Here is a 13239-nt window from a genome sequence, read left to right as displayed (position 1 = left end):
TAAGTTTGGATGAAAGAGGAAATCTATTGCTCGTTTACAATGATATCGGCCAATACGGCTTCTGCTTCCTCTTCCGTTAGACCTTCCTGAAGTCTATGATGGTAGGCATAACGAATAATGCTTAATTCTTCTGGTAGAAAATCATTATCTGTACTTATCTGCGAACAAAGGAAACTATTTTCACTTTGGCATTTGTTTGAGTGGCCAAAGCCTAGCGCGTGACCAAGTTCGTGTTTGAACAAGACCGCAGCTGGGTTTGAGATCCAAATTCTTGAATTGCTTAATTGATGGGCATTGGAAGGTGTTATGGCATAACCACTATACCCACCATCTTTCACAATTTCAAACATATCTGGCCACACATTTTCTAGTTCTGATTCACTGCCAAAAAAAACGGAGGCATTAGACTCACTTTCATTCTCCTCGGTTACTATACTGAAACCATCATTAAAAATTTCGTTGTATTCTGCCATAACATCATCCACCGTTGCGGCAAATTCGTTTGAAATGGTCCCGTGCAAATAAATTTTCATGGTAGATGCCCACTTTTGATTTCTTTCTACCGGGGTGTTGGCGTGACCTTTCCAGTATACAAGGTGTTGAAAATAGCTTATAAGCTCTGTTTGTTCGGTTGTGAGTAGCGTTGTTTCATCAATATCCTCAATAATTAGTTCAAAATTTTCTTCGGTGATGGTTGCTCCATCAAATACTGATACCATGAACTCTATGTTGGACATGGTTTCAAAATCAAGTTGCAAATCGGGCCCAACTGTAAGCTCTCCTGTGGTTTCGTTGATCTCTATATCCACTTCTGAGGATATGCTATAGGTTAGTTCATCCCCGTCCAAATCATTCGCTTGTACAAAACCAATGGATGTCGCCGGAGAAGCATGTTCGTTAATAGGATATGATTGTAGGTTTAGAACAGGTGCCGTGTTCTGATTTTGAGATTCGGTTTCTTGATTGTCAGCCGTATCTTCAGGAGTCATCTCAGAATCGGTATTTTCAAGAACGGTGTCATTGAACGAATCGGTTGAATCTGTACTACAAGAAACAATAATGAGGAAGAGTAGGGGGTACAAAAGTTTTTTCATGCGTAGGTAGGTGAATTGTAATGAATTAGAATTACACCTTAAAAATATAGGGGTGCCCTACTTTGTTAAAATTTTTGTTGTGAACTAGTCGGTAATCATAGTGTGACAAGAGAAAAACGAGGGGAATATTAAATTAATTAACGTTCAACGGTGCAGAAAACCTGTTGAAGTGAATACTTGTCACACTTCAATCTCAACAACTACTGGAAAATGGTCTGAAGCCTTCTTTAACGCATCTTTGAGTTCTTGGCTTAAATCGGACTTATGGGGTTCGGAATATGGGTTGAGAACCGCGCCTGAATCGATTTTGATATCTTGGCTGACCAAAATATGGTCGATAAGAACCGTAAACCAATTTTTAGTAATGGTATCCGTAAAAGAACTAGAACTTGGTGACCATCCGTATTTTCCTAATTTGGGCTTTCCCAAGGCGCTTTTTAAAATGAGTTCGGGCTCATAAACACTGCCCAACAATATTTCAATAGCACTTTTACCAAATCGGTTTTCGTAGAAGTCGCTTCCCATACCGTCATTGATATCTCCGGTTACCAGAACCTTATCACCTTCGTTTATCCATTGATCAACTCGTTCGCGCATGTGCATGCACTCTGCATACAATTTTCTTCGGTTGAGGTTGGATAGATATTCGTATCTGGCGTAATCGACATGGTCAAATATACCTTTTGATTTGGCGTGGGCAATAATCATTTTAAAAAGTTTGGCTGGGCTTGCCTTATCTTTTACGGTGAGTTCTACGGGAGGTCTAAAATGTTCATATTGCTCTTTAATACTTTGTTCCAACGTATCGGCCAAAAAAGGTTCATCGAAACTATTTTTACCTTCCGGGGTATGCTCCAGAATAAGTTTATCAGCATCGTAAATAGCGCATAGTTCTTGCTGCCCGCGAGAGGTATAGCCTTGAACTACCTTATAGTTTCTTTGGGTAAGGCCAAAGGTGGTCATCCAAAGTTCAAGTTGCGCCTTAGCTGTTTTGGTTCCATTGGCAAGGGTATCTGGCCCTTCTACCACAGCTACAATATCTGCATCTAAATGGGCGAGAACGGAAATCAATCGCTGACTTTTCATAGTCAATCGTTCTTGCTCGTTCCAATCGCTTTCAGGTTTTCCTACAGGAGGAGGAACGTTGACAGGAATTCCGTTAACGAACAGATTTTTCATCCACTCCATATTATACTCTGCCACCTTTAGTTTCATATCGATTTAGATTGTAGACAATATTTCTTGTCGAAATACGCCTTTCATATTCGAAACTAAAAATAGGGAATAATTCTTACAGGAAGTTTAACCTTTTGTAAAATAGGAAGAATAAGTTGCCACAATAAATTATGGGTTTTTGTCTTCGAATAGTAACCAAGTATCAGGATCTAGAACAACGGAATCGGGTTTCGCATCGGTTTTGATGGAAAAATTCGCCTTCGAATCCGTTACTTCAACAGTGTTGATGGTCGTCTTGCCATTTATTGTTACTCCAATTTCCAGAGGGAAAGAATAGGTATGATGTTTTTGGAGCTGGTCAATAGATATATTTAATTTTTTTCCTTTGTAGCTCCACTTCCATTTGAGTTCGGGATATCCTTTGGTGAAAATCCATTGGTCGAAAAAAGCATTTAAGTCTTTGCCGGAAACCGATTCCATAACTTCCCTGAAATCTTCGGTCATGGCATTGCTGTTTCTGTATTTTTCGTAGTAGGTTCTAATCCCTTTCCAAAAAACTTCATCACCCAATTTGTGGCGTAACATGTTCAGTACCCAGCCCGCTTTCTGATACGTGTTTACGCTTAAAACGTTTAAAGGGTCTTTGATGCTAGGGTCAACAATGGGCGAAGGTTTTTTTTGATAGTAATCGATAATTTGTTTACGGTCAAGTTGCAATTCTTCTTTTCTTTTTTCATTTCCATAAACGCTTTCCTGGTATAGAATAGCGAAATAGGTAGCAAAGCCTTCACTAAGCCATACATGGTTCCAATCATTTTCTGAGGCGGAATTTCCGAACCACTGGTGGGCAATTTCATGGGCGATCAAGCCTTCCACCTCATTTTTTCCGGTGACCGAATTTTCAAAATAGGCAATAGTACCAGCATTTTCGAGTCCGCCCCACTGCGTTTTTGCCTGCATGTTGGCCAGTTTTGCGTAGGAATACGGACCAATTTGGTCGATGAAGTATTTCAAGACCTTGCTGGCCACATGGTAATCTGAAAAACCATCCAACCTATTTTCTGGATACACCCAGGCGGACACGGGAATGTCGTACACCTCACCCAAAAGTGTACTGGCGAATTTAGTTACACCAACAGTCACCACTTTCATGGCAACGGGTGCTGGTTCTTTATAAGTTGTCAATTTTAGACCGTTACCTAGATTGCTCTCTTCTATTTTTTCTCCGGTGGCCACTACATCATAATAATCTGGGGCCGTAATTCTGAATTCGATACCGGCCTTGTCATAAGGGTGATCTACAGAGGGTAGCCAATGACGGGCCAAATTAGGCCAGTTGTCACCAAAAAAAGAACGCTGACCAAATTTGGTAGTGTCGATTACAAGTCCTCTTTCAGGAATACCCTCATAAATAACTTTGTAGGTTCTGTTTTTTTCTTCGAAAGCGCCCGGGGTTATTTCAATTTTATGATTATTGTAGGTGTATTTGGCTGGGGTATCACCTTCAAGAACTTGGCTAATGGTCATACCATAATCACCATTTTTTTCAATCAAGTCCAATGAAAACGGACCAACTTCTTGGGTAAAGTTGATATTGATTTCGGTTTCTCCCTTAATAAGGTTCGATTCATCTGAAAGGGTTAACCCGAAAACATAGCGTTGAACATCGGCAGAGCTATTTCGCTGATAGGTGTCTTGGGAGAACAGCAGGCTTAATGAGAAAAACAAAAGGAAAGTGAAAAAATAGGACTTGGTAATAATGTTCATTTACGGAGGTTTTTAATCCGCTGCTAATTTAAGAAAGCTTGTCTTTTAATTTCCCTTCGTTCGTGAATAAGGTAGTGCCAACATATAGTTTAGTAAGTTTTCACTTCAATTCCGTTAGCCTCTGCATAAGGTAGCGCGACTTCCCATAATTCTTCTAGAAGAACTGAAAATTTCGTAAACGTTACACTATTCATTAGTGAAAGAGCCTCATTGATTTCATCTACCTCTTCACCATTGTCCATCATATTTGCAATGGTTAAATATTCTGTTTCATAAATGTTCTTAACATAATTGAAAAGACTTAGGCTTTTGACAATCATTTCTTCGGTTTCTTCCGTAGGCTTTAATTCTTCAATCTGTTCAATGTTTTTTTCAATATCTGGAATGATGTAGGTGGTGATATGTTCCGATATTTTATCGGTCTTTTCCATTTCACCATTGGTAAGTTTAAAAAGTTGACCTGTTTCTTGAAGCTGTGCGTATCTATCGAAGTCAGCACTGCCAAAACCCACAAGTTTATTGCTGTTTAAGGTGGTTCGGTCAAAATAGTTTTCAGCAGATGGCTGGTTGCAAGACACCAATAAAAAGAGAATACTTAAGGATGCGAAAATAGATTTCATATGGTTGATTTAATTATGACAGGACAAACATACTTCCCACAATCTATTCTTGCATCCCTGTTTCTAGGGATACTGAATTTATTAGAATAATTTCTCCATTTTTTTCTTGATCTCATCCAAACACAAATTGCCCAAACTGCCCTCGTGGGTATGGTGAATATCCCTTTTAGGGCTAAAAGTACCCTCTTGAATTTCCATTCCCATTTTTTTATAGGCATCCCTAAACGGCATTCCGTTTTGTACCAGCTCGTTCAAGGTGTCTACACTAAAGAGATAATCGTATTTAGGGTCGCTTAGAATTTCGTCGTTCACTTTCGCTTCTTTCAAACTAAAAGTCAAAATTTCCAGACAGGCCTTCATATCTTGAATCGCGGGAACAATAATTTCCTTCACCAATTGTAAATCTCGGTGATATCCGCTGGGCAGATTGTTGATTACCAAGGTCAATTGATTCGGTATGCTTTGCAGCTTATTACATTTACCACGTACCAATTCAAAAACATCGGGGTTTTTCTTGTGCGGCATAATGCTGCTGCCTGTAGTTAATTCATCCGGAAAGGAGATAAAATTAAAGTTTTGGCTCATGTAGAGGCAAACATCCATGGAAAGTTTGGATAAGGTGGCAGCTATATTGGCCATGCCGAAAGCGGTAGCCTTTTCAACTTTTCCGCGTCCCATTTGGGCGGCCACCACATTGTATTTTAGGGTTTCAAAACCCATTTCTTGGGTGGTGAAGCTTCTGTCTATTGGAAAGGAGCTTCCATAGCCGGCGGCGCTCCCTAACGGATTTTGGTCGGCAACCTTGTAAGCGGCATCAATGAAATAGAGGTCATCAATCAAACTTTCGGCATAAGCGGAAAACCACAGTCCAAAAGAGGAGGGCATGGCAATCTGCAAGTGGGTATAGCCTGGAAGAAGCACGTTTTTAAATTTCTCGGCCAATTGCAATAAGAGGTCAAAAAGCTCTTTTGTCTGACTTTTTATTTCCGATAGTTCATGCTTTAAATACAGGTGCATGGCTACCAGAACTTGATCGTTTCTAGATCTTGCCGTGTGAATCTTTTTGCCGGTATCACCCAGTTTTTCCGTGAGTACATATTCGATTTTAGAATGCATGTCCTCAAAAGAATCTTCAATGCTGAATTCGCCCTTTTCAATGGTTTGCGCAATGGCATCCAATTCCGTGACAAGGGATTGTGTTTCTTCTTGCGTCAATAGTCCTATTTTGCCCAGCATTTTAGCATGCGCCTTGGAAGCGATCACATCGTATTTGGCAAGCAATAAGTCGAGTTCACGATCATTTCCCACGGTAAAGTGGTCTATTTTTTTATCAGTACTGAATCCTTTATCCCAGAGTTTCATAAGGAGTTTAAAGTTTTTAGGTTATAGTTAGAAGTCGCTATACTTCTTAATTAGGGTGATGGTCATTTTTTGGACTTCGTTGCAAATGTCAAAGATATTTTCCAATTCATTTTCGGATATAAATCCGATTCTTTTTGAAATTTCTATCTGTGTTTTCAGCTCATTGATTGACCCATTGGAGATTTCCAAAAAGCTCCGAAAGACTTTTTTTGATTTTCGTCCGGTACCTTCCGCAATATTGCTAGGTATGGAGACGGCGCATCGCCTAATTTGACTTGTGAGGCCGAATTTTTCTTCTTGGGGAAAAGTTGAAGTTAATTGATATACCTTCTCCACTAAATCCATAGATTTTTGCCAAACAATAAGGTCTTTGTAATTATACATTTTCTATTAACTTTTTACTTTCTTCTTTAAACTAAAGAAGAAATCCCTTCAACAGTTTAATATACAAATCTACCCCGTCTTCAATTTCCTTAACGTAGATGTATTCGTCTGCCGAATGCGAACGTGTACTGTCCCCAGGGCCTAATTTTAAGGACTGACAGGTCAATGCTGCCTGATCGGATAGAGTGGGGGAGCCATAGGTCTTTCTGCCTAACGCGATACCTGATTTCACCAACGGGTGGTCTTTGTCAATGGCCGAAGAATTAAGTTTTAGCGAACGTTCTTGAAGTTCGCAAGGAGCTTCTTTCTTTAGAATTTCCGCAATTTCGGCATTGGAATATTTATCGTTGACTCGAACGTCAATTACCAACTCCACCTCTGCCGGAACCACATTGTGTTGTGAACCTCCATTGATTTGGGTAACCGTCAATTTTACCGGCCCCAAAGCTTCCGAAACTTTTGGGAAAGAGTAATTCTTGAACCACTCCAACACTTCAATGGTATTGTAAATGGAATTATTATCGTTAGGATGTGCCGCATGCGAAGGAGTACCTTTCACTATTGCGTCAAAAACTACCAATCCTTTTTCCGCTATGGCCAAATCCAATAAGGTAGGTTCGCCCACAATAGCCACATCGATATGGGGAAGTTTGGGTAAAAGTCCTCGTAGACTATTGGGTCCTGAACTTTCCTCTTCCATAGAAGCTACCATTAAAATATTATGGTTCAGGTTTTCCTCTGCATAGTAATGCGTGAACGTTGCAATTAATGAAACCAACGCTCCCCCGGCATCATTACTTCCCAAACCATATAATTTTCCATCTTCAATATGTGGATGAAAAGGGTCTTTGGTATAAGCCGAATTGGGTTTTACGGTATCGTGATGCGAGTTCAAAAGCAGGGTAGGCTTACTTTCGTCAAAATGTAGGTTCACTGCCCACACATTATTCAAATGGCGTTCAAACGGAATGTTGAACGACTTGAACCAATTTTCAATGGCATCAGCGGTCTTATCTTCTTCCGAAGAAAAAGATTGTATAGAAATAAGTTCTTTTAAGAGCTCGATAGCTTTTTCGGTCAGTTCTTTTTGTTGCATTATCAAAGAGTAAGGATGGTGAATAAATTTGCGTTGGGGTGTAGCATTTCTATATCGCCTATGCGTACCTGATGAACATTTTTTTCCAGGGCGTGAAAGCAGTTGTGCATTTTTGGTAACATGCCATCTGCAATTACTTTTTTCTCTAAAAGGGTTTGGTATGAAACGCTGTCGATATGTTTTATAACCGATTGGTCATCGTTGACATCCATCAAAACACCTTTCTTTTCGAAGCAGTAATATAAAGTGGTTTCGTAGGCCGTGCTCATGCCAATCGCTAATTCCGAAGCGATGGTATCTGCATTGGTATTGAGCAGTTGCCCCTTTCCATCATGTGTCATTGCACAAAATACAGGTGTAAGACCAGCTTCCAGAAGTTTTTTGATGGTAGTTGAACTCACGCCGTCTACATCACCTGCAAAACCATAATCAATGTCTTTAACGGGGCGTTTATGGGCTTGTATGGTATCGCCATCGGCACCGCTAAGCCCAATAGCATTGCAATTGAGCGATTGTAGCTCGGCCACAATATTTTTGTTGACGAGTCCGCCATAGACCATGGTAATCAGTTCAAGGCTTTTATCGTCGGTAATACGGCGCCCCTCGATCATTTTTGATTCGATACCCAATTTTTTGCCCAATTGGGTGGCCAACTTTCCGCCTCCATGAACTAGAATTTTAGGTCCTTTTATGAGAGAGAAGTTATTCAGAAACTTGATGAGCTCGGCTTTATTTTCAATAACATTGCCGCCAATTTTTACTATGGATAGTTTTTTCATTTTATGCGTTTAATATTCCACCATCAATGGTCATGGCCGTACCGGTAATCCAAGAAGCTTCTTGGGAAACCAAAAATAAGGCTAGGTTGGCGATATCTGTCGGTTGCCCCAGCCTTTTGAGCAAAGTCGTTTTTTCTGCATCGGCTACGGCCTCCTTCGGATTTTCGAAAGCTTCAGCTGAATTCCACAGAAGTGGGGTGTCTACTGGTCCTGGGCACATGGCGTTGATTCTAATATCCGGGGCATATTCTACTGCCAGTTGCTTCATCAATGCTACAGCCCCTGCTTTGGATGCGCAATAGGCGGGGTGGTTTGGGAAACTCTTAAAAGCCGCTATAGAGGCATTGATCAAAATAGTACCCTTTTTTGTTTTCAAATGGGGAATGGCAAATTTAGCAAGCAGATAAATACTGCTCAAATTGGTTGAAAGCGTTCTGTTCCATAAATCCTCTGAAAGTTCGATTACATTTCCCAGACCCAAAATTCCGGCATTGAGTGATACAATATCCAACCCACCGAAATTTTGAATGGCTACCTCTACCAATTCTCTATTATATTCAGCATTGCCTACATCGCCAGCCAAAAAGATTGAGCAGGGCAGGCTTTGCGCCAGGGCGTTGCCTTTGACCTCATCTCTTCCCGATAAAACCAGATAGGCTCCTTCAGAAGCAAATTTTTGCGCAATAGCTTTACCCATGCCACTTGTGGCACCGGTTACAATACATACTTTGTTTTCTAATTTGCCGATTTCAAAAATCTTAGTTGTTCTCCAATATTTTTTTTAAAACTACCTGAGCGCTGTAGGTTCGGTTGTTGGCCTGTTCTATTACCAAGCTTTGGTCACTGTCTAAAACTTCATCGGCCACTACCATATTTCTTCGCACTGGTAGGCAATGCATAAACTTTGCCTTTCCGAGTTTTTCTTTGGTCATGGTCCAATTTTTATCTTGATTCAGAACTTGACCATAGGTATTATAGCTGCTCCAGTTTTTTACATAGATAAAATCGGCATCTTCGCAAGCTTTCTTTTGATCATGTTCAATAACCGAACCGTTGGTGATTTCAGGATTCAGTTCATAACCCTCAGGGTGGGTAATGACAAAATCAGCATCCTGCAATTGTATCATCTGTACAAATGAATTTGCCACCGCATGTGGTAATGCTTTCGGGTGCGGGGCCCACGAAAGGACTACCTTAGGCCTTTTCCGCGTATTTTGTTCCGCTAAGGTTATGGCGTCCGCCAGAGCTTGCAATGGGTGACCTACAGAACTTTCCATATTCACCACCGGAACGGAAGCATATTTTTTAAACCCATTGAGAACAATTTCGGCTTCGTCTTCCTTTTTATCGGTAAGTCCGGCAAAAGCCCTAATGGCAACAATATCGCAATATTGTGAAATTACTTGTGCAGCTTCCTTTATATGTTCCGATGTGCCTTGATTCATCACCGTACCATCGGCATATTCCAAGGCCCAACCCTCACTGCCAAAGTTCATGACAATCACATCCAAGCCCAAATTCATTGCGGCTTTTTGAGTGCTCAAGCGGGTACGAAGGCTGTTGTTGAAAAAAAGGAGGCCGATGGTCTTGCCTTCTCCCAGAGATTTCAACTTTTTGGGTTCTTTTTTAAGTTCCCTTGCTTCGTTGACCCAATCGTTTAGCGAGTCGATGTCATTTACTGAAAGGTAGTGTTTCATATCTTTATTTTCGTATGATTTGTGCTGCCTGAAAAGGCGTCTGTAATAAAATTATCATTGAGGCCGTTCACAATCCAAGTTTCAATACCTGCTTTTTGGGCAATAGTGGCCGCTTGTACTTTAGAAGCCATACCGCCAGTACCGTGGGTCGATTTTGAACTGCCTATTTCTTTTTTGATACCTTCAATTCCCGAAACTTCCTTAATAGTTGCCGGTTTACCGTTTTCCATTGATTGCTTGGTATAGATTCCGTTGGTATTGGTAGCAATAATCAATAGATCAGCTTTTAATAATGCCGCAGTCAACGCTGCCAATTTATCATTGTCGCCAAATTGAATCTCATCCGCAGCAACCGTATCGTTCTCATTGATAATCGGAATGATATGGTTCTCCACCAAAATATCAATGGTGTTCTTGATGTTGGCTTTGGACTTCGGATTCTCAAAATCGGAATACGATAAAAGACACTGGGCCGCTGACAGGCCCAATTCTCTAAAACTCTCTTGGAACATGCGCATTAGATGGGGTTGGCCAATGGCCGCTAAGGCCTGCTTTACTAAAATATCCTTACCGTTGTGCTCCAGTTTTACAAACTGTTTGGCCGCAGCAATCGCCCCAGAACTTACAACCACAAATTCGTAGTCATTTTTCAATTGGGATATTTGCCTGCCAATATCTTCTAGCTTACCTCGGGAGATTTGATTGGTCTCTTTAGTAAGCGTATTGGAACCTATTTTTAGTAAAATGCGTTTTTTTCCCATTTTTGGGTACTTGTTTTCTTTTGTTTTTGGTTGCTGGCTGTTCGTTAATGGTTATCTGTTGCTCGTTTATGGTAATGGGTCAAAAGACTAATAATTTATCTTATATCTTAAGTCTTATCTCATTGTGCTAAACTTCTACAAACTTTGAACTAAGAACTGTAAACTAAAAAATAGCTCACCTCACCTGTCCACTGCCTTTTACATACCATTTATTCGTCACTAGATGTTGTAGTCCTATCGGACCACGTTGATGGAGTTTGTCCGTACTAATGGCCAATTCTCCACCCAAACCGAGCTGACCTCCATCCGTAAATCTGGTGGAAGCATTGTGATAAACTGCTGCACAGTCAATTCGGGACATAAAATAATCGGCTTTTTCCTCATTGGTGGTAATGATGGAAGCTGAATGCCCTCCGCTGTATTTGTTAATTCGTTCAATGGCATCATCTAAGTCTACGGCCAGACCGAGAACAATTTTATAATCCAAGAACTCTTCGTACCAAACTTTTGGGTCGATGATAGGAGTGGTTCCTTCAAATTCGGAAATAGCTTGATCGGCAATAATTTCGACGTTGTGTTCTTTTAATTTTTCAATCAATAAAGAAATAAACTCTTGTTTGTCGGGTAATCCGGAAGCTATTAAAACCTTATCTAAGGCATTGCAGGCTGAAATCTTGGCCGTTTTCGCATTGATGATAATATCAATTGCCATATCTACATCCGCATCAGAATCTACATATACAAAGTTGTTTCCCCTTCCGCTTACGATTACGGGGCAGGTGGCGTGTTGCTTAACGAAAGCAATTAGTTTTTCGCCACCGCGAGGCACAATCAAATCGACCTTTTCCGTTGGGTTCTCCAAAAATTCTTGGGTTTGGGTACGGTTAAATTCTAAATACCCAACCCATTCTCTAGTGGTATCATTAGCTTCCAAGGCTTTGTGCCAAAGTTGAACCAATAATAGATTGCTGTTGAGCGATTCTTTACCCCCTTTCAATAAAATTTTATTCCCTGATTTAAAAGCGATTCCAGCTGCTTCAATAGTCACATCCGGTCTTGATTCATAAATAATCAATATGGTGCCAAAGGGGGCTGTTTTGTTACTTACGCGCATGCCATTTTCATGGGTGAAGTTAAAACGCTCAATACCCAAGGGGTCCTCGGCATTTGCCAATTGATTCAACGAAAGGATCATTCCGTCAATTTTAGCTTCGTCTACCTTTAATCGGTCGTGCATTGCCAAATCGCCACCTTTATAACCTTCCATATCTTGCTTGTTGGCCAAAAGGATGGCCTCTCTTTCTTCATCAAGATATTTTGCCATACTCAAGAGTACCGCATTTCGCTGTTTTAAACTTAACAATAGGTTCATGCCAGTTCTTTTTTAAGAGCCTCAAAAAGGGTGTCTATATGACCTTCTGAAATATTTAGGGCAGGAAGTATCCTTAATACATGTTTGTCTTTTGCGCCACCTGTGAACAGGTGTTGGTTGTGAATCAGCTTTTTTCTTAACTCGGCCACTTCAAAATCAAATTCCAACCCTAGCATTAAGCCTCTTCCCTTCACTTTTTTTACCTGTGGAATTTCAGCAGCCTTCGTCCTGAAATAGTCCTCCAGTTTGGCTGCGTTAGATATAAGGTTCTCGTTTTCTAAAACTTCCAAAACTGCCAGAGTTGCGGCACAGGCCAAATGGTTGCCGCCAAAAGTGGTACCCAATAGACCGTAATAGGCCTCTATTTTTTCGTGAATGAGAATACCACCTACAGGAAAACCATTGGCCATTCCCTTCGCAATGGAAATAATATCAGGTTGAATACCGTGATGTTGAAAGGCGAAAAATTTTCCGCTTCTCCCAAAGCCGCATTGAACTTCATCGGCAATCAATACTACTTTATTGTTCTTACAGGCTTCCGCTATTTTTTGATAGAAATCAGTGGTAGGTTCATCCAATCCCCCAACCCCTTGAATGGCTTCTAAAATTACCGCACATACATCGCCTTTTGAAAGTTCAGTCTCTAAGGCATCCAAATCACCAAAATCTAAAAAGGTGACTTTCTGTTGTTGGTTAATAGGTGCATTGATTTTTGGGTTATCGGTAGCTGCTACAGCCGCAGATGTTCTTCCGTGGAAACTGTTTTTAAAGGAAACCACTCGCGATTTACCTGTGTGAAAAGAGGCAAGCTTTAGTGCATTCTCATTGGCCTCGGCCCCAGAGTTGCACATAAACAAATTGTAATCTTTACAATTGGAAAGCCTACCTAATTTACCAGCCAGTTCTTCTTGTAACGGATTTTGAACCGAGTTGCTATAAAAACCTATTTTATCTAACTGGTCTTTAATTCGCTTTACATAATGTGGGTGCGAATGACCAATAGAGATAACCGCATGGCCTCCGTAAAAATCGAGATACGATATGCCTTTGTCATCGGTAACTACTATGCCCTCGGCCTTTACCGGAGTAACATCGTAAAGTGGATATACGTCAAATAATTTCATTTTCTGT

Annotated in this window: 13 protein-coding genes; all 13 read right to left on the bottom strand. The window is 40.6% G+C overall.

The annotated features are described in order from the left end of the window. Positions 1-23: 23 nt before the first annotated feature. The 13 genes from BIZ36_RS10930 to BIZ36_RS10870 all read right to left on the bottom strand — a co-directional run bounded on the left by BIZ36_RS10930 (position 24) and on the right by BIZ36_RS10870 (position 13232). Positions 24-1094 (bottom strand): hypothetical protein, encoded by a 1071-nt coding sequence (locus tag BIZ36_RS10930; protein WP_187457942.1) that lies wholly within the window; start codon positions 1092-1094, stop codon positions 24-26. A gap of 180 nt (positions 1095-1274) precedes the next feature. Then, positions 1275-2309 (bottom strand): endonuclease/exonuclease/phosphatase family protein, encoded by a 1035-nt coding sequence (locus BIZ36_RS10925; protein WP_187457941.1) that lies wholly within the window; start codon positions 2307-2309, stop codon positions 1275-1277. 129 nt (positions 2310-2438) lie between these two features. Next, positions 2439-4037 carry a M1 family metallopeptidase gene (locus BIZ36_RS10920; RefSeq protein ID WP_187457940.1) on the bottom strand — a complete coding sequence of 533 codons (1599 nt, stop codon included), beginning with the start codon at positions 4035-4037 and terminating at the stop codon, positions 2439-2441. A gap of 89 nt (positions 4038-4126) precedes the next feature. Further along, positions 4127-4657 (bottom strand): hypothetical protein, encoded by a 531-nt coding sequence (locus tag BIZ36_RS10915; RefSeq protein WP_187457939.1) that lies wholly within the window; start codon positions 4655-4657, stop codon positions 4127-4129. Between the two features lie 81 nt (positions 4658-4738). Then, positions 4739-6019 carry an argininosuccinate lyase gene (argH, locus tag BIZ36_RS10910; protein WP_187457938.1) on the bottom strand — a complete coding sequence of 427 codons (1281 nt, stop codon included), beginning with the start codon at positions 6017-6019 and terminating at the stop codon, positions 4739-4741. A gap of 27 nt (positions 6020-6046) precedes the next feature. Continuing rightward, the gene (locus BIZ36_RS10905; RefSeq protein WP_187457937.1) at positions 6047-6403 is read right to left on the bottom strand and encodes a four helix bundle protein; all 357 of its coding nucleotides are present in this window, start codon (positions 6401-6403) and stop codon (positions 6047-6049) included. 31 nt (positions 6404-6434) lie between these two features. Continuing rightward, positions 6435-7499, bottom strand: coding sequence for a M20 family metallo-hydrolase (locus tag BIZ36_RS10900; RefSeq protein WP_187457936.1), 1065 nt, complete (start codon positions 7497-7499; stop codon positions 6435-6437). 2 nt (positions 7500-7501) lie between these two features. After that, complete coding sequence (gene argB, locus BIZ36_RS10895; RefSeq protein WP_187457935.1) at positions 7502-8278, bottom strand: acetylglutamate kinase; 777 nt, start codon at positions 8276-8278, stop codon at positions 7502-7504. A gap of 1 nt (position 8279) precedes the next feature. Beyond that, complete coding sequence (locus BIZ36_RS10890; protein ID WP_353616837.1) at positions 8280-9026, bottom strand: SDR family NAD(P)-dependent oxidoreductase; 747 nt, start codon at positions 9024-9026, stop codon at positions 8280-8282. 10 nt (positions 9027-9036) lie between these two features. After that, positions 9037-9975 carry a Rossmann-fold NAD(P)-binding domain-containing protein gene (locus BIZ36_RS10885; protein ID WP_187457934.1) on the bottom strand — a complete coding sequence of 313 codons (939 nt, stop codon included), beginning with the start codon at positions 9973-9975 and terminating at the stop codon, positions 9037-9039. After that, positions 9972-10736, bottom strand: a complete 765-nt coding sequence (proB, locus tag BIZ36_RS10880) for a glutamate 5-kinase (protein ID WP_187457933.1) — start codon at positions 10734-10736, stop codon at positions 9972-9974. Before proB ends, BIZ36_RS10885 begins: the two co-directional genes overlap by 4 nt. A gap of 175 nt (positions 10737-10911) precedes the next feature. Further along, on the bottom strand, positions 10912-12108 hold the full coding sequence (locus tag BIZ36_RS10875; protein WP_187457932.1) for a glutamate-5-semialdehyde dehydrogenase: 1197 nt from the start codon (positions 12106-12108) through the stop codon (positions 10912-10914). Further along, positions 12105-13232, bottom strand: a complete 1128-nt coding sequence (locus BIZ36_RS10870) for an aspartate aminotransferase family protein (protein WP_187457931.1) — start codon at positions 13230-13232, stop codon at positions 12105-12107. Before BIZ36_RS10870 ends, BIZ36_RS10875 begins: the two co-directional genes overlap by 4 nt. Positions 13233-13239 lie beyond the last annotated feature (7 nt).

The sequence above is a fragment of the Cytophaga sp. FL35 genome, assembly GCF_014349235.1.
Classification (GTDB): domain Bacteria; phylum Bacteroidota; class Bacteroidia; order Flavobacteriales; family Flavobacteriaceae; genus Euzebyella.
Note: the sequence above shows the minus strand (reverse complement) of the source record. Positions and strands in the feature narration are given on the sequence as shown.